Source organism: Amycolatopsis coloradensis (assembly GCF_037997115.1).
Taxonomy (GTDB): Bacteria; Actinomycetota; Actinomycetes; order Mycobacteriales; family Pseudonocardiaceae; genus Amycolatopsis; species Amycolatopsis coloradensis_A.
This window is the reverse complement of record NZ_CP150484.1, coordinates 3,313,075-3,329,314: the sequence shown is the minus strand read 5'-3', so window position 1 is coordinate 3,329,314 and position 16,240 is coordinate 3,313,075. Positions and strand designations below refer to the sequence as shown.

General features: G+C 68.6%; 13 protein-coding genes and 1 pseudogene. 10 read left to right on the top strand and 4 right to left on the bottom strand.

Features of this window, described 5'->3' with window-relative positions; translation table 11 throughout:
• Nucleotides 1-129: 129 nt before the first annotated feature.
• The 3 genes from eccCa (at nt 130) to LCL61_RS15875 (ending at nt 6,508) form a co-directional block, all read left to right on the top strand.
• Nucleotides 130-4,071, top strand: coding sequence for a type VII secretion protein EccCa (gene eccCa / locus LCL61_RS15885; RefSeq protein ID WP_340687525.1), 3,942 nt, complete (start codon nt 130-132; stop codon nt 4,069-4,071).
• Nucleotides 4,072-4,080: 9 nt separating this feature from the next.
• Nucleotides 4,081-5,049, top strand: coding sequence for a serine hydrolase domain-containing protein (locus LCL61_RS15880; protein ID WP_340687524.1), 969 nt, complete (start codon nt 4,081-4,083; stop codon nt 5,047-5,049).
• Nucleotides 5,050-5,470: 421 nt separating this feature from the next.
• Nucleotides 5,471-6,508 (top strand): HNH endonuclease signature motif containing protein, encoded by a 1,038-nt coding sequence (locus LCL61_RS15875; protein WP_340688597.1) that lies wholly within the window; start codon nt 5,471-5,473, stop codon nt 6,506-6,508.
• A gap of 641 nt (nt 6,509-7,149) precedes the next feature.
• On the opposite strand, the pseudogene LCL61_RS15870 reads toward LCL61_RS15875, so the two are convergent.
• Nucleotides 7,150-7,946 (bottom strand): annotated as a pseudogene (locus tag LCL61_RS15870) (inositol monophosphatase family protein).
• Nucleotides 7,947-7,992: 46 nt separating this feature from the next.
• Nucleotides 7,993-8,514 (bottom strand): chloramphenicol phosphotransferase CPT, encoded by a 522-nt coding sequence (gene cpt / locus LCL61_RS15865; protein WP_340687523.1) that lies wholly within the window; start codon nt 8,512-8,514, stop codon nt 7,993-7,995.
• Between the two features lie 224 nt (nt 8,515-8,738).
• Here cpt and LCL61_RS15860 point away from each other — a divergent pair, with 224 nt between their 5' ends.
• Nucleotides 8,739-9,437 (top strand): S1 family peptidase, encoded by a 699-nt coding sequence (locus LCL61_RS15860; RefSeq protein WP_340688596.1) that lies wholly within the window; start codon nt 8,739-8,741, stop codon nt 9,435-9,437.
• Between the two features lie 52 nt (nt 9,438-9,489).
• Here LCL61_RS15860 and LCL61_RS15855 read toward each other — a convergent pair whose 3' ends face one another.
• On the bottom strand, nt 9,490-10,443 hold the full coding sequence (locus tag LCL61_RS15855) for a hypothetical protein (protein ID WP_425342046.1): 954 nt from the start codon (nt 10,441-10,443) through the stop codon (nt 9,490-9,492).
• 230 nt (nt 10,444-10,673) lie between these two features.
• Here LCL61_RS15855 and LCL61_RS15850 point away from each other — a divergent pair, with 230 nt between their 5' ends.
• The 6 genes from LCL61_RS15850 to LCL61_RS15825 all read left to right on the top strand — a co-directional run bounded on the left by LCL61_RS15850 (nt 10,674) and on the right by LCL61_RS15825 (nt 14,922).
• Nucleotides 10,674-11,015, top strand: a complete 342-nt coding sequence (locus LCL61_RS15850) for a WXG100 family type VII secretion target (RefSeq protein ID WP_076153289.1) — start codon at nt 10,674-10,676, stop codon at nt 11,013-11,015.
• A gap of 21 nt (nt 11,016-11,036) precedes the next feature.
• Nucleotides 11,037-11,339, top strand: a complete 303-nt coding sequence (locus tag LCL61_RS15845) for a hypothetical protein (protein ID WP_005155348.1) — start codon at nt 11,037-11,039, stop codon at nt 11,337-11,339.
• A gap of 110 nt (nt 11,340-11,449) precedes the next feature.
• The gene (locus LCL61_RS15840) at nt 11,450-11,854 is read left to right on the top strand and encodes a hypothetical protein (protein ID WP_340687521.1); all 405 of its coding nucleotides are present in this window, start codon (nt 11,450-11,452) and stop codon (nt 11,852-11,854) included.
• Nucleotides 11,851-13,155, top strand: coding sequence for a WXG100 family type VII secretion target (locus LCL61_RS15835; RefSeq protein ID WP_340687520.1), 1,305 nt, complete (start codon nt 11,851-11,853; stop codon nt 13,153-13,155). Before LCL61_RS15840 ends, LCL61_RS15835 begins: the two co-directional genes overlap by 4 nt.
• Before the next feature lie 32 nt (nt 13,156-13,187).
• Nucleotides 13,188-14,534, top strand: coding sequence for an alpha/beta hydrolase (locus tag LCL61_RS15830; protein ID WP_340688595.1), 1,347 nt, complete (start codon nt 13,188-13,190; stop codon nt 14,532-14,534).
• Between the two features lie 10 nt (nt 14,535-14,544).
• Nucleotides 14,545-14,922, top strand: a complete 378-nt coding sequence (locus LCL61_RS15825; protein ID WP_340687519.1) for a hypothetical protein — start codon at nt 14,545-14,547, stop codon at nt 14,920-14,922.
• Between the two features lie 134 nt (nt 14,923-15,056).
• Here the strand turns inward: LCL61_RS15825 and LCL61_RS15820 are convergent, their stop codons facing one another.
• Nucleotides 15,057-16,226, bottom strand: a complete 1,170-nt coding sequence (locus LCL61_RS15820) for a S8 family serine peptidase (protein ID WP_340687518.1) — start codon at nt 16,224-16,226, stop codon at nt 15,057-15,059.
• Nucleotides 16,227-16,240: the final 14 nt, after the last annotated feature.

Below are 16,240 nucleotides of genomic sequence, written 5' to 3'. Positions count from 1 at the left end.
CGTCTGCGTTGACCAGCAGCGTAAGTTCGCCACCAGACGTGAGCGGACGGCAAAAGTACCCACCAAGAGGGCGGCACGAGTGGCCAGAATGATCGGCAGGATTACCCACAAGCGGCCAGAAAGACCCTGATGAGCGCCACTCGCGACCGCCTGCCGGCCTTGGGCGAGCAGCCCGGTGAAATCGTCCTGCAGTCCCCGCCGATGCTGCCGAAGGGCTCCTCCGGCGGAGCCATGCAGTTGCTGATGTTCATGCCGATGATGCTGGGCATGGGAGCCATGTCGTTCGTCTACATCGGACGCGACGGTGGCGTGATGACGTACATCTTCGGCGCGTTGTTCCTCACCGCGATGGTGGGCATGGTCGTGATGTCGCTCGGCCGCGGCGGCGCACAGAAGAAGGCTCAGATCAACGAGGAACGCCGGGACTACCAGCGGTATCTGACCGGTTTGCGCGGTCAGGTCCGGGACATCGCGGACAACCAGCGCGCGGCGATGACGGCGCTGCAGCCCGACCCGGCGGATCTGTGGGCCTGCATCGAGACGGGCAGGCTGTGGGATCGCCGCCGGTCCGACGCCCAGTTCGGGCAGGTGCGGATCGGAACGGGGCCGCAGCGGCTGGCGACACCGTTGAAGGCGCCGCAGACCGTGCCGCTGGAAGACCTCGACCCGGTGTGCTCGACGAACCTCAAGCACTTCATCCGCACCTATTCGACGGTCGACGGACTCCCAGTCGCGGTCTCGCTGCGGTCGTTCGCGCAGGTCGTCCTGTCCGGCCGCCGCCCGGACACACTCGGGACCGCGCGGGCGCTGCTGACCCAGCTGGCGACGTTCCACTCGCCCGGCGACCTGCGGATCGCGTTGTGCGTCAAGGACGACCGGCTGCACGACTGGGAGTGGGCGAAGTGGCTGCCGCACGTCGCCTCCACCGCCGCCGACGCCGCCGGTCCGCGGCGGCTCGTCGACGCCGGCTCCGGGAAGCTCGCCGACCTGCTCGGCCCCGACCTCGGCGACCGGCCCGCGTTCACCCGGCGGCCGGACGCCCGGCTGGACCTGCCCCAGATCGTCGTGATCGTGGACGGTGGGCACACCCACGGCGACACGCGGCTCGTCGCCGAGGAGGGCAGGCTCGGTGTCACCGTGATCGAGATCGGCACGGAGCAGCCGCGGTCGGTCTCGTCGGAACGGCTGCTGAGCCTGCACATGAGCCCGGAGCAGCTCGGGATGGTCGTCGGTGACGGGACGGAGCAACGGCTCGGTTTCCTCGGCAAGCCGGACACCTTGGACCGCGGCGCCGCCGAAGCGCTGTCCCGGATGCTGACGCCGCTGTTCCAGGGCACGGCGGTGGTCAGCGAGGCGCCGATGTCGGCGACGTTCGGGCTGGCCGGGCTGCTCGGCATCGGCGATCCGCGCGACACCGACACCGAAGTCACCTGGGCGCCGCGGTCCGCGCGGGACCGGCTGCGTATCCCGCTGGGCGTGAACCCCGAAGGCAGGCCGGTCGAACTCGACCTGAAGGAATCGGCCGAAGGCGGGATGGGGCCGCACGGGCTGGTCATCGGCGCGACCGGATCCGGCAAGAGCGAGCTGCTGCGGACGCTGGTCACCGCGCTCGCCGTCACGCATTCGTCGGAGAAGCTGAACCTCGCGCTGATCGACTTCAAGGGTGGCGCGACGTTCGCCGGGATGACCGGGCTGCCGCACACCTGCGCCGTCATCACCAACCTTTCCGACGACCTCGCGCTGGTCGACCGCATGGCGGACGCGCTGAACGGCGAACTGTTGCGGCGTCAGGAGCTCCTGCACGCCGCCGGGAACTACGCGTCGGTGCGGGACTACGAAAAGGCCAGGGAATCGGGCGCCAACCTGCGGCCGTTGCCGTCACTGCTGGTGATCATCGACGAATTCAGCGAGCTGCTGTCCTCGCGGCCGGAGTTCATCGACCTGTTCGTCGCGATCGGGCGGCTGGGGCGGAGTCTCGGGATCCACCTGCTGCTGGCCTCGCAGCGGCTGGAGGAGGGACGGCTGCGCGGGCTGGATTCGCACCTGTCCTACCGGATCGGCCTGCGGACGTTCTCCGCGTCGGAGAGCCGCGCGGTGCTCGGTGTCGCCGACGCCTACCAGCTGCCGCCCGTGCCGGGTTCGGCGTATCTGAAGTCCGACAACGACACCCTCATCCGGCTCAAGGCCGCGTATGTCTCGGGGGAACTGCCGCCGCGCAGCAAGATCGTGCGCAAGGACGGGCAGAGTCTCGGGCTGATGCCGTTCACGCTGGCACCGGTCGAGATCCCGGTGACCGTCGAGGCCGAGGCGCCGGTCGAAAAGGGCACCGGCGAGACCATCATCGGCGCGATGATCTCGCGGATCGACGGCAAAGGCCCGGAAGCGCACCAGATCTGGCTTCCGCCGCTGGCCGAACCGCCGACGCTGGACCAGCTGCTGCCTCCGCTCGGCGAAGACCCGGTGCGCGGCTTGTGCCCGCTGGGCTGGGGTGGCAACGGCAAGCTGATGATCCCGGTCGCCCTGGTGGACAAGCCCTTCGAACAGCGGCGCGACATGCTGTGGGCCGATTTCTCCGGTGCCGCCGGGCACGCGCTGATCGTCGGGGCGCCGCAGAGCGGCAAGAGCACGCTGATGCGCGACATCGCCGCGATGCTCGCGCTCACCCACACGCCGGAAGAGGTCCAGCTGTTCGTGCTGGACATGGGCGGTGGCGCGCTGGCGCCGATCGCCGGGCTGCCCCACGTGTCCGGCTACGCGACCCGGCGCGACGCCCAGCGCTGCCGCCGGGTGGTGGCGGAACTGACGACCCTGCTCGAACAGCGCGAGGAGTTCTTCTCCGCCAACGGGATCGAGTCGATCACGACGTTCCGCCAGCGGCGTTCGGAGTTCCGGGAGAGCACGGAAGGCCGCGAGTTCGGCGACGTCTTCCTGTTCGTGGACAACTGGACCACGATCCGCCAGGAATACGAACAGCTGGAGGAACAGATCACCAGCCTGGCCTCGCGCGGGCTCGGTTTCGGCATCCACGTCGTCGTCTCGATCAACCAGTGGATGGGCATGCGGGCGACGCTGCGCGACGCCATCGGCACCAAGTTCGAACTGCGGCTCGGTGAACCGGCGGACTCGCTCATCGACCGCAAGATCGCGCAGAACGTCCCGGCGGACCGGCCGGGACGAGGGCTGACCGCCGACAAGCTGCACTTCCTCGCGGCGCTCCCGCGTATCGACTCGGACCAGCGCCCGGACACCGTCGGCGCCGGTGGCCTGGACCTGAACCGCCGGATTTCCGCCGCCTGGAAGGGAAATCCCGCCCCCGCCGTCCGCCTGCTGCCCGCCGAAGTGCCGCTGGACTCGCTGGAAGCCGGTCCGCGCAAGCAGGTCACGCTCGGTATCGCGGAATCGAATCTGCGACCGGTGCACCTCGACTTCGCCACCGAACCGCATTTCCTGGCCTTCGGTGACGTGGAATCCGGTAAGAGCTCGCTCCTTCGCGCCATCGCGCAAGGCATCGTGTCGAAGTATTCGGCGGAAGAGGCCGCGATCGTCGTCGCCGACTATCGGCGAGGGATGCTGGGCGCGGTGCCGGATTCGCATCTGCTCGGCTACGCGGGTTCCGAAACCGTGCTGACCGGGCTGATCGACCAATGCCAGCAGGCCATGCGGAACCGGCTCCCCGGCGCGGACGTCACGCCGGACCAGCTGCGGAACCGGTCGTGGTGGCGGGGGCCGGAGCTGTTCGTGCTCGTCGACGACTACGAAATGGTCGCGACCGTCGGCCGGAACCCGTTGCAGCCGCTGCTGGAATTCCTGCCGCAGGCTCGGGACATCGGGCTCCACCTCGTCATCGCGCGCGGGAGCGGCGGTGCCGGGCGGTCCCTGTTCGAGCCTGTGCTGCAACGGATCCGGGAGCTGGGCTCCCCCGGTCTCGTGATGTCCGGGTCGCGGGACGAAGGGGCGCTGCTCGGGGACGTCAAGCCCGGGCCTCAGCCCGCAGGACGGGGTGTGCTGGTGTCGCGGCGGCATGGGACGGGCCTGGTGCAGGTGGCTTGGACGAAGCCCGTGGAGGACTGATCTCGGGGCATGGCACTGGATCTGCCCGCTGTCCACGCCGCCGCGGCGGCACAGGCCGAGCGCGTCACGCCGGGCATCGGCGACATGAGCGCGTATCTGGCGAGCCAGGTGAAAGAACGTTCGCACCGTGAGGTGCTCGGGCCGCTGCGGCCGGCGTCCGGCACCAGCGGGGTGATCCTTCACCGCGGAGAGCGCATCACCGCCTGGGGCGATGCCGATACGCCGGAAATGGCCTTCAGCGTCACGAAAAGCGTCGTATCGATCGTCGCCGGGGTCGCCTTCGACCGGGGGCTGCTCCCCGATCCGCAGCGGCCCGTGGCGGACAGCCTCGACCTGCCGGAACTGGCCGGGACCTCGATCACCTGGCATCACCTGTTGCAGCAGACCAGCGAATGGGACGGCGAACTCTGGGGCAAACCGGCCCGGCTGGACGGCCCTCGCCGAGAGGGCACGCCGGGCTCGGCCTGGGAGTACAACGACGTTCGCGTCAACCTCCTTTGCCTTGCCCTCACTCACCTTTTCGGCCGAGCGTTGCCTTCGGTGCTGGAGGAACACGTCCTCGGCCCGCTCGGCGCGTCCGACACGTGGTCCTGGCACGGCTACCGCAACTCGCTGACCACCATCGACGGCGAGACCGTCCCGGTGGTCAGCGGTGGCGCCCACTGGGGAGGCGGGCTCTGGATCTCCGCCGCCGACCTCTCCCTGCTCGGGCTGCTCTGTCTCCCCAACGGGTTGCTCAGCAAGAGCTGGATCGAGCGCAGTTGGACGCCCTGTCCCCGGAACCCCGACTATGGCTATCTCTGGTGGCTCAACGGGTTCCCGTCCGCGCCGCCGACCGGCCGGTTCGCGCGTGGCAGCGCGGATCAGCACTTGTTGTGGATCGATCCCGATCGTGATCTCGTCATCGTTTCCCGGTGGGGGCAGGGTGTCGAGGAACTCGTTCGTGCTGTTTCGGACGCCGTTCCTGTCGCGCGGTGACCTTTGGTTTCTGCTTTTATCGAGGAACCGGAGATGCGCAGTTCAGCATTGGACGCTCACAGCAAAGGAGGACAGCGTAGCACTCAAACCGGTACGCGCCGCCCTGAAATAGCTCCCTTTCAGACAGCCGATAATGCGCCAGGCATCGTTGCTGAACCCACTCCCGCTACCGGCCCTGTCACGCCAAATTTCCTTATCTCCAAGGAAACCTCACGCAGTTGACTGCAACCCGCCGAACGAGTGGCGACCGAACGCATGTTCGAGTATAATCTTGGCCATGGCCACATCTCTTGCTTTTAATCCGAAAGCCGCTCGTTTTCTGGATTCCGCTTACGACGAGGAGGTTGTGCTTCGTCGGGCGCAGGGGCGGCAGGTGCGTTCGATAGCGGGTTTCGCCGCGGTCGGTGGGTCGCGAAGATCGGTGACCGAGGAGGTCGCGCTGGCGTTCTCGATCTCCCGTAATCAGGCGTATCTGCTGGCCGAAACCTCGTGTGCGCTGGTGGCCCGGTTGCCGAACACGCTGGCAGCACTGGAGAACGGTGACATCGATCTGTACAAGGCGTCAAAAGTCAGTCAGCTGACCCGCGAGGTGTCCGACGAGGTCGCCGCCCAGGTGGATGCCTGGATGGCGAAACGTCTCGCCGGGCGTGATCCGGGGGCGATCCGGAAATCGGTGGATCACGCGGTGCAGAAATTCGACCCCGGCGGTTACCGGGAACGCGCCGCGACCAAACGCGCGTTACGGCATGTGTCGCTGGAACACGAGGACGAGACCATGTCGAAGCTGTCGGGCTGGCTCCCCGCCGAAGTCGCCAGTTCGATCTACGCGTCCCTGAGCCACGCCGCCCGCACTCGTCGCGCCAACGACACGTCCCGGACGCTGGATCAGCACCGGGCGGATATTTTCGCCGAACGGCTGCTGGCCGAGGACGGTCACGGGACACCGCGGGCGCATGTCCATGTCTATGTCGACTTGCTGACCCTGACCGGCGCGCGGGAGGATCCCGCGACCCTCGCCGGCTACGGCCCCGTCCCCGGCTGGCTCGTGCGAGAAATGGCCGCCGACCCCGGCTCGACCTGGTCGCGGTTGATCACCGATCCCGCCACCGGGCAACTCCTCGAAGCCAGTTCGGGCACCTACCGGTCCCCGGCGTCACTCGCCCGTCTGATCAAAGCCCGGGATCGGGAATGCACCCACCCTGGCTGCCACCGCCCGGCGGAGTTCTCCGAGATCGACCACATCACCACCTGGGCCAGCAACGGTAACACCGATCACCACAACTGCCACGCCGCCTGCAAAACCCACAACCTCCTCAAAGAAGAACCCGGCTGGGCCGCGGAACCCACCTGCAACGGAGGCATGACCATCACCACCCCCACCGGCCGCACCTACCACGCAACACCCGAACCACTCCACGACCCACGACCCGAACCGGAAGACGACACCCCACCCTTCTAAGGGCCGTGTGCGGGGTATCGACCACGCCTTTCGCGACTACGCCAGCAGGATTAAGGCCGCCACTCCCCTGGCAGAGCGAGAAAGGCGACATACCCCCTTCCGGCGACTGACAACTCACGAGTCCGAATCACCCACGCAGCGTTCACTTTGGCCGTGAAGGCCTCCCTGTCGTCCCTGCCTACCCTGTGGGTAGGCAGGAGCCCTTCGCCACTCGCCGATCTGATCCCTGGTGATACCGGGACGACCATGACACCAGTGCCCCGGTCCGAAGTCCGGACTCGCCCGACCTCCCGTACCAAGGCACGATGGGCACATCGCGGAATCGCAATCCCATCGGCAGCCGGACGTTCACAAACGGCGACTCGGCATACCGCGCAGCGATGCGAAACGTGTTCGCCTGAGCTGAGGCAGCCGCATAACCTCAATGCGAACCTGCCCTAGGCGTGCCTACACGGTAAGGGTGCGTCCGCAGCGGAGAGGGAGGCTGCCCGTTCGAGCCGGGCCAGGTCCAAATAGGCCCCCGCGTTCGCATAAGGCCCCCTTATCTCGTTCGCGAGCAAGGTGAACTCGCCATGTCCTGACTCTCGATGCACGCTCATCGCCCCCCGCCGGACCCGGCGCTTCGATCATGGCCGGTCTGTTCAGTCGTCACGGTGGCGTGCCACGAGGTCGATCAAGTCTTGGTGTGTCGCCGGATCAGCGGCCACGACCAATCCTTGGATGCCGGTGTGGACCGCTTGCCCGGCAAGGTTGGTCACCACACAGCCGGCGGCTTGGCATAGCGCGATACCGCTGGTGAAGTGCACGCTGTCCCGCACGTGCCCATCGGTGACGGAGGCGGCCCGCCGTCCGGCCGCGACCCAGGCCAACGCCAGCGTCGTGGACAAGACGCGGGGACGGAAGCGTCCGGTAAAGGCGTCGTCCGACAGCATCCGGACCGTGCGGAAGGAGGCCGCGTTGGGGAACGGCGGGTCGAGATTGACATCCACGAGTCCATCGCCCGCCGCGGGCGTCAGAGGCTCGTCGCGGCCGTCGCGGTGCAGGACGGCTCCACCGTCGCCTGCCCAGAACACCTCGCCGGACAGGGGATCCGCCGACACCGCCACGGTCACGTCGTTCCCGACACGCAGGGCGATGTTCACCGCCACCAGCGGGGTATGCGCCGCGTAGTCAACGTTCCACACAACGGGTCGACCAGCCAGGTCCGGGCCCCTTCCCCCTCGTCCGCGCCGTACTCTTCACCGAGGATCACATCGCGCGGATACGCTTTCCGCAAACTCCTCCGGATCACGCGCTCCGCGGCGGGATCCACCCCGGTGGCGAAATCTCCGCCGCCCTTCCCTGATCGCTCGACCGCGCCACCGTAAGCACGCCGGATCACCTCACACGCGGCGTTTACAGCCCGGAGCGCCACCTCCTCGTCAGAGCCGGCCCTCATCGTCGTGACCACAGGGCGCCACCCGTCTCCAGCCCACCCAGCGAACTCATTCGACCCGTGCGGCGATCTCCCGCGCACAAACCAAAGCTTCATTCACCCCGGTGTCCACTTCGAAGTCATAAACCACGCCCCGATGCACGATTTCGGCCTGTGCCTCCGCCATCCCCGTGACCCGATCCCCCCGCGCCACCTCCCGCCCGGCGGCCACGACGCCATCACACCGGACCCCGACCCACAGCACCTCAAGCCCGGCCAACGCGTCACGCCACCGCTGCTGTGACGCGGCCCCACCGAGGAAGGCGTCGTCGATGATGACCCGCGCACCGGCACGCACCATCGCCGCGACACCGGCCATCCACGCGTTCTCGAGCCGCCGGAAACCGGAGCCGACACTCACTCCACCGTCCGCCGCGAAGTCGATCCCCTCGTCCACCGCGGGCGGCATGGCGTCGATCAAGGTGTCCACGCCGAGCGTGAGCCAAGGATCGGGCAGCACCGCCTGCAGGCACCGGGCGATCCCCGACTTACCCGAACTGGAACCGCCGTTGAGCACGATCACTGTCGTCACGCGAACACCCTAGACGCGGCAGGCAAGCCACAGCCAGCGAACCGGATACAACGGACGTCCGCGGCAAAGGGCAGCATCCATCCCATTCCGGAATTCGCACAGGACGGACCAATCGTCCACCGACTTCAGTAGGTTACCAAAACCCTTACCGCCGCCTAACTTGGTGAAACCGTTTCAACTCGATACGGAATCCCCGACGCGGGCCGAAGGGCGTATTCATGCGTATGTCCAAGATAGTCGCAACGGTGGCCGGTGCCGCCGCGGCGCTGACCCTTGCCGCCACCCCCGCCGCGAACGCGAGCCAGGACATCATCGGCGGCGGAACCGTGAGCTCCGCGCCGTGGGGCGCCCAAATCTATTGGAACGACGCGACCGCGTACGGCGGTTTCAACTGCTCCGGCACCATCATCGCGCCGCAGTGGGTCCTCACCGCGAAGCACTGCCTCAACGCGCCCGGCATGCACGTGAAGGTCGGCAACGTCAACCTCAACCAGGGCACGAACGCCGAAGTCGACCAGCAGAAGGCGGCCCCGAGCGGGGACATCGCGCTGCTGCACCTCACGACCGCGGTCAGCACGACGTACATGAAGCTCGGCACCTCGAACCCGGCCAACGGCACCACCAACCAGATCTACGGCTGGGGCCGCACGCAGGGCGACAACCCGCCTTCGAGCGTCCTGAAGACGGCCGACGTCCGCATCACCGGAACCAGCAGCGACGCTTACGGGGGCCAGGCCATCGCCAGCGTCGGCGTCGACGGTTCGGCCTGGCACGGCGACTCGGGCGGCCCGCAGCTGGCGAACGGCGTCCAGGTCGGTGTCTGCTCGACCGGCAGCAATTCCGGCACGAACCCGCAGGGCACCCAGAACTACGCCAGCGTCGCGGCGAGCCGCGACTGGATCCGCGCCACCGCGGGAGTCTGAGCCGAAAGGGAAAAGGGACCGTTCACCCCGAACGGTCCCTTTTCGCCGAGCCTCACGTCAAGTGATGCATCGGCCGCGAAGCCCGAAGCGAAAGTGCCGAACCGGCGGCCAAGACGGCGATGATTCCCGCACCCGCGACCAGCGTCCAGAAATCAGGGTGCACGATGGACTGTCCTCGCTGAGCCTGCCAGGTGAGCAGCACGAGCACCCCCGCGAAGCCCGCCGAAGCGGTCCGCACCAGATTCCGCCGCACGAATTCCGATTCGAGCACTGGATACCGCCGGGCGAGCTTGAGCAGCCCGAAGGCGACCAGTGGCAGCACCTGGATCGCGTGGATGCCGAAGAAGTGCGGGATCCGCATGTCCCCGCCCACCGTGCTCCATCCCAGCACCGGCAGCCCCGGGCCGCCGTCGGGAACACCGACCGCGTGGGCGCCGAGGATCGACGGCCGTTCGCCGGCGCGGAACTGGGCCATTTGCTGTTCGTTCGGCCCGAACATCAGCAACGCGACCCCGATGCCGGCGACCGACAATGCGGCACCCGCGCGTAACGCGGAGTTCATCGCCCGGTCGGGAAGACGTTGGAACAGCAGGAGAAGCGCGATGGCCGCCGTCGCTCCCCAGCCGGTGAAGGCGCCGTTCGCGACCATGTTGTTGATCCACTGGTCGGCGGGTGTCTCCCGGTTGAAGTGGAGTGTCCGGCCGCGGATGGCGATCTGCCAGAACAGCAACGCCATGTCCAGGCCGAGCCCGGCGGCGAACACCGTCCCGAGCCACCAGCCGAGCCGCTTGCCCCGGGTCAGCTGCCCGATCAGCCAGGCCAGCGTCACCGCGTAGAGTCCCACGGAAATCGTGAACTTGAGCGGTTTGAGCCAAATGGGCGCGTTGACGAGGCTGCGGTCGTCGAAAACGAGACCGCCGAGTGCGATGACCCCGAGCACCGCCATCGCCGCCGCCAAGATCATCAACGGTCGATGCAGAACAACCCTGGATCCCTTGTCCACCATGGCATCGAGCGTGCCGGGAAGCTCCGATCCGGACACTGGAGCACTCCCCCTGATCGAGGGTGGGGAAAGCCCCACCACCGACCTGTGGGTAATAGTGCCGTCAGTGCGACCGGCAGTTGTGCCGTTTGACCGCACTCACCTCTTTTCTAGCGTGTCCTTCACAAGAGCAGACAGGGCGTCCCCTGGTGCTCACCGGGATTTCCAGCGAGATGAGAGGAGGTGGCCCATCAATGACCGGTACGGGATATCAGGCAGACGCAGCTGCGATGGCGCGCGCCGTCCAGGGGTTCGAGGAGACCGCGTCGAACGCCAAGACCACGATGGCCAGCTTGGAGAGCGAGCTGACCCAGACCCTGCACAACTACAAGGGTGACCAGGCGGTCGCGTTCTGGGACCTGCAGCGCCGCCTGCAGGAGAAGATGACCATCGCCGTGAACGAGCTCAACACGATGTCGCGCCTCGTGCACGAGAGCAACCGGAACTACAACTCGGGTGACGAGCAGGTCCGGGAAAGCCTCACCGGCGTCAGCGGAGTCGTCGACCAGACCGTGATCCACCGGCTGAACCCCTGATCCGCGAGAGGACCACCAATCATGGCTGACGTCGTCGAAATCAACTTCGCCGCGCTGCAGCACAGCTCGGCCTCGCTGGCCGCCAAGGCCAAGGCGCTCACGTCCCAGCTCGAACAGCTGCACACCAACCTGCAGCCGATCACCCAGACCTGGTACGCCTCCGGCAGCTCCGCCGGTGAGGCCGCCCGCGCGTCTGAGACCCGCCTGCGCCAGGCCACCGCGGACATCGTGGCGATCATCGCGCAGTTCGGTGGCAAGGTCGGCGACGCCCACGATCTCCAGCACAGCCTGGAGAACCGTAACCAGGGCCTGTTCGCCGGCTGATCCCCATCCGTCGGCCGGCCGGTGCTTTCACCCCCCTCGGCACCGGCCGGCCGGCTTTGCGCGTAGTCGTCCCCTTGTCGGCGTGGCCGTTCACGAGAGAGCCGGGATCAATGCAAGACCAGTCGTACTACGTCCATCTGGAATCACTGAAGGACTTCGTGCGGGAACTGGAGACCCAGATCCACGCGATGTCCAAGCCGAACGACTTCCTGCTGACCCTGAGCGAACAGCCACTGCTGTTCGGCGAGTTCGGAGAGGCGGGTTCACTCAACAAGGCGCACCAGGCGGCCGTCGCCGAGATGCAGGGCCTGCTGGACCAGGTCAAGGGCGCGATCACCTTCGCGCAGGACGTCACGACGACCGTGGCCGACGGCTACGCGGCGGCGGACGACTCGGTGGCGGGCGACATCCACCACGCGAGCCAGCAGACCGGGCTGCTCGATCCGTTGCTCAACGTCCTCGGGGGCGTGCTGGGCGGTAACAGCGGCTCGAACGGCGGGGGGAACAAGGGATGACCGAGACCGCGCACACGAACTTCGCCGCGTACTCGCACCAGCAGCTCTACGCGATGCTGCAGGCGGGTGACCCCAACACGGCGCGCCACGCGGCCCACAAATGGCAGTCCACCGGCACCGGGCTGTTCGAACAGGCCGAGAACCTGACCGGCGAGCTGAAGGACTTCTCCGGCAACTGGACCGGTGGCGCCGCCGACAAGTACCACACGATGATCACCGACCTCGTCGGCGGAATCCGCAAGGTCGCCCAGACCGCGCACGCGATGAACAACCTCCTCGAGGACGCGGCGGACGCGCTGGTGAAGGCCAAGAAGGAGATGCCGCCGCCGGTCGCGGTGCCCGACGTCTCCCCCGCCGATCTCGCGCTGGCCGTCAATCCGCCCCTCCTGCCGCCGGATTCGTCGCAGGCGACGATCATCAACGCCGCTCAGCAGCGGCAGCAGGCCATCGCGAACGTCGAAGCGCAGCAGCAGGCCGCGGGCGCGGCCAGCGCGGCGCACAGCAAGGCGATCGTGGTGATGACCCAGCTCGCGGGCGAGTACTCCACCGCGGAGGAGTCCATTCCGGCCTCGCCGAACGCCGTCACCCCGCCACCGGTCACCGGTGGCGGCACCGCCCCGGGTGGCTCGGTCGGCAACAACATCGGCGGAACGCCCGGCGTCGGGCTGGTTCCCGGCGACAACACGCATCCGCTGCCCTCGGACGGCTCCACGCCGCCCACCACCGGGCAGCCGGGCCAGGTCCCCAAGTCGAACCCGCTGTTCGGCGACATGTTCACCGCCGGTCTCGCCGCGGCCTCGGCCGCCGCGTTCGGCCGGTTCGGCTCGATCATGCCGCGGGTGCCCCCGTGGGCCAGCGGCAAGAACGACGGCAAGGACAAGAACGGCGAACCCGCGGGCGGAGGCGCCGGCGCGGCAGGCGCGACCGCGGGCGGTGCCGGCGGCGGCATCCCGATCGGCGGTGGCGGAGCACCGTCGCTGGACGGAGGTGCGATCGGCGCGGGCGGCGGCGGAGTCTCCGGCCCCGGTGAGGTCCCGGCCGCGTTCTCCGGCCTGGCGGGCGACGGCGGCTCGGGCAGCGCGATGAGCGGCCTGGCGGGCGGAGCGGCCGGTGCCGCGGGCGCGGCGGCGGCCAAGGGCGCGATGCCGATGATGCCCATGATGCCGATGGGCATGGGCGCGGGCGGCGACATGGGCTCCGGACGGCGTATCCCGCCGTGGCTCGTGGAGACCGAGAACGTCTGGGGTCAGTCGTCCCCGGTCGCTCCCGCCGTGCTCGGCGAAGAACCCGAACAGTACTGATTTTTTTCCTGAACAGGAGAGGCGGCTCGGTGATGGCATCCAGTGCGGGCGGTTACCGAGTCGCCCCCGCCAGGCTCGAAGCGGCGGCGGCCGAACTCGAACAGCGCGCCGGTGTGCTCAAGACCGCGCAGACCGCGCTGGCGGGTGAGAACGTCCCGGCCACCGCGTTCGGCCAGGTTTCGGCTTCCAGCGCGGCTTCGGCGACATACACCAAGACGATCAAGGACGTCGCGGGCAAACTCGACGGCCAGATCACCAAGGCGACGGTGATCCACCAGGGCCTCACGGCCGCGGGTGGCGGCTACCGGCGCGCCGACGTCCAGATCGCCGCTTCGTACCGGTCGCTGATGCCGGAGAACCCGTTGCCCAGGGCCGGGAATCCGTCCGGCGTCGGTGGCGCGGCCGACACCGGTTCCTGGGCCACCGCGATCGCCGAAAACCGCACGAAGGTCACCGACGCGCTGACCGCCGAACGCGAACGGCTCGCGAATCTCCTTGCCCACGGCGGAAAAGCCGACGACATCGCGAGCGCGCGCACCCGGATCGCGCTGTACGAGGACATCCTCGCCAACGACCGGCAGATCCTGCGGTTCGACCCGCGCGAGCTCGGGCGCATCGTCGAACTGGTCGGCCGCATCGAGCCGGGCACGCGCAACGTCGGGTTGTTCGTCCCCGGCGTCAACACCTCGTTCGACAACTTCCAGAGCTACGCCGACCTCGGCAAGAGCCTGGTCGCCGCGGACGCCACCGGACGGACCGCGATGGTGGTCTGGGCCGACGGGGTCTTCCCGCAGAACGTCGTCACCGAAGGGCCGGCCGCGCACTACGCGCAGACGATGGCGCCCGATCTCAAGGCGTTCGGCGACGAACTGCGCGGCCAGATCGACAGCCACGCCGGGCCGGGCGTCGTGGTCACGGCGGTCGGGCACAGCTACGGCGGCGCGACCGTGGGGCTCGCCGAGCAGCTCGGGCTCAGGGCCGACCAGGTGCTGCACGTCGAGTCCGCGGGGATGGGACACGGGATCTGGAGCCCGGACGACCTCCCGGCCAGCCAGGCCGGTGTGCAGCGGTACTCCATGACGGCCCCCTTCGACCCGATCGTGGTGGCACAGGGCAACGCGGGGCTCTTCGAATGGCTCGGCGCCGGGCACGGAGCGGACCCCGACCGCTTCCCCGGCGTCGTCGAACTGGAAACCGGCCGCGACGCGAACGGCGATCTGCAGTGGGGTTTCGAATCCCACAGCGGTGTGCTCAAGCCGGGTTCCGATTCGTGGAACAACATCTACGGTGTGATCACGGGCGGCGCGGTCACGCACGAGGGCTTCACCGGTGGCTCGCTGCGCGAGATGGTCATCGAAGGCGTCGGACGAGGCTTGTGAGGGGTTCACCATGATCACCAGGAACACCGAGCTCGACCCGCTGGCCGAGGACCTGACCGCGGTCATCGACGGTGTCGCGGGCACCTTCGGCTCCAGCGCGGAGCGCACCGTGGACGGCGAGCTGGACTGCGACCCGACCCAGCCGGGCCGGTTGCTCTGCTGGCAGTACGGCCTCCGGGTGGACGACGCGACCGACGCGATCCGCAAACTCGTCGACGTCGTCCTGCCCCTGCTGGAAAGCCAGGGCTGGCGGACGCGCGACCGCAGCAACCCGCGTGAGCTGATCGCTCAGTTCAGCCGGGACGGCGCCGACTTCAACGTGCACGTCTCCCGCGCCGGCGACGGCGTGGCCATCGTGGGCTCGACGGCCTGCGTATCCGTCCCCTAAACCCCAGGGGGTCGCGAAAAGGCCTCGTGAGTGGCGGCGGTGTCCCCAGGAACCCCGGTCCACCTCAAGAGTTCTTNGATCGTTCACAGGAAACGCACAGGCGGCACACAGAGAAGCCTCATCGGCGCCGCCGCTCACGAGGCGCGGAATCGCGAAGGCTTCCAACCCCGGCGTTTGCCCCGCCGGACCGCGGCCACCACCACGCCCGCCGCGATGGCCGCGGCCACCCCGGAGATGGCGAGCACACCGGAAACCTTGTCCGCGTTGGCCCGCGCGGACGCGGCGGCGGGGACGACGAAGGTTTCCGGGCCGACACTCGGCGGCCCTCCAGGTCCGGGTGTGCCGGCCGGGATCGAGGCGGAAACGGCGGCGTAGGCGTCGATCGCGCCCCAGCCCCGCCGGGGATCGTGCCCGCCGCTCGGGCCGCGGTGCGCGGTCAGCGTCAGCCGCGTGACGACCTGCTCCGGCGACAGCTCCGGGTGATACGCGCGCACGAGCGCGGCGACACCCGCGACATGCGCGGCGGCCAGGCTCGGGTCGCTCACCGGCCACCGGTGCGCCACCGTCCCACCCGCGCCCGCGGACGTGCTGACCAGTTCGGCGCCGGGCGCGGAGATCCCCACGTAGGAACCGGCTTCAGTCTGCACCGCCTCACCGGCCTGGTTGGTCGATCCCACGGCGAGCACGCCGGGTGTCGCGGTCGGGTAGGAAGTCTGGCCCTGTTGCGACCCCGCGGCGGGCGAGACGATCAGCGCCCCCTTCTCCCTGGCACGCGAGACGGCATCGGTCAGCGCGGGGCTGTCGGAGGCGGCCGGGACGGCGATCAGGATGATCCCGGCGCCGCGGTTCAGCGCGGTTTCGATGGCCGACGCGAGCTGCCCGGGGTCACCGCCACCATTCACCTGGGTGTAGCGGATCGGCAGGATCCTGGCACCGGGCGCGATCCCGGTGAACGTGGTGGACGGATCCGGCTGCGCGCCGACGATCCCAGCGGCGATGGTGCCCCGGCCGTCGCAGTCGTCGGCCTGGGTGCCCTGGCCGCCGAGAAGCTGACCGGGCGCGAACTGGCCGTTGCCGCCGTCGACCCCGGTGCCGATCACCGCGACCAGCTGGCCGGTGCCGCGGGACAGCGGCCAGATCCGCACGGGATCGATCAGCCGCTGTCCCCACGGGACGGCCGCGGTATAGGTGCCCGTCGGGTTCGCGCATTGTTCGGCGACCGCCGTCGACGGGACGGGGGTGCCGAGCAGTGCCATGAAACCCACGCATCCCGCGACGGCACTTTTACCGGCAAAGCCCACCATTCCTCCAGAACTCC

Excerpts from the sequence above, each read along its gene's own strand:
- eccCa (WP_340687525.1), top strand. The coding sequence starts at position 130 with ATGAGCGCCACTCGCGACCGCCTGCCGGCCTTGGGCGAGCAGCCCGGT.
- LCL61_RS15880 (WP_340687524.1), top strand. The coding sequence starts at position 4,081 with ATGGCACTGGATCTGCCCGCTGTCCACGCCGCCGCGGCGGCACAGGCC.
- LCL61_RS15860 (WP_340688596.1), top strand. The coding sequence starts at position 8,739 with ATGTCCAAGATAGTCGCAACGGTGGCCGGTGCCGCCGCGGCGCTGACC.
- LCL61_RS15855 (WP_425342046.1), bottom strand. The coding sequence starts at position 10,443 with ATGGTGGACAAGGGATCCAGGGTTGTTCTGCATCGACCGTTGATGATC.
- LCL61_RS15850 (WP_076153289.1), top strand. The coding sequence starts at position 10,674 with ATGACCGGTACGGGATATCAGGCAGACGCAGCTGCGATGGCGCGCGCC.
- LCL61_RS15845 (WP_005155348.1), top strand. The coding sequence starts at position 11,037 with ATGGCTGACGTCGTCGAAATCAACTTCGCCGCGCTGCAGCACAGCTCG.
- LCL61_RS15840 (WP_340687521.1), top strand. The coding sequence starts at position 11,450 with ATGCAAGACCAGTCGTACTACGTCCATCTGGAATCACTGAAGGACTTC.
- LCL61_RS15835 (WP_340687520.1), top strand. The coding sequence starts at position 11,851 with ATGACCGAGACCGCGCACACGAACTTCGCCGCGTACTCGCACCAGCAG.
- LCL61_RS15830 (WP_340688595.1), top strand. The coding sequence starts at position 13,188 with ATGGCATCCAGTGCGGGCGGTTACCGAGTCGCCCCCGCCAGGCTCGAA.
- LCL61_RS15825 (WP_340687519.1), top strand. The coding sequence starts at position 14,545 with ATGATCACCAGGAACACCGAGCTCGACCCGCTGGCCGAGGACCTGACC.
- LCL61_RS15820 (WP_340687518.1), bottom strand. The coding sequence starts at position 16,226 with ATGGTGGGCTTTGCCGGTAAAAGTGCCGTCGCGGGATGCGTGGGTTTC.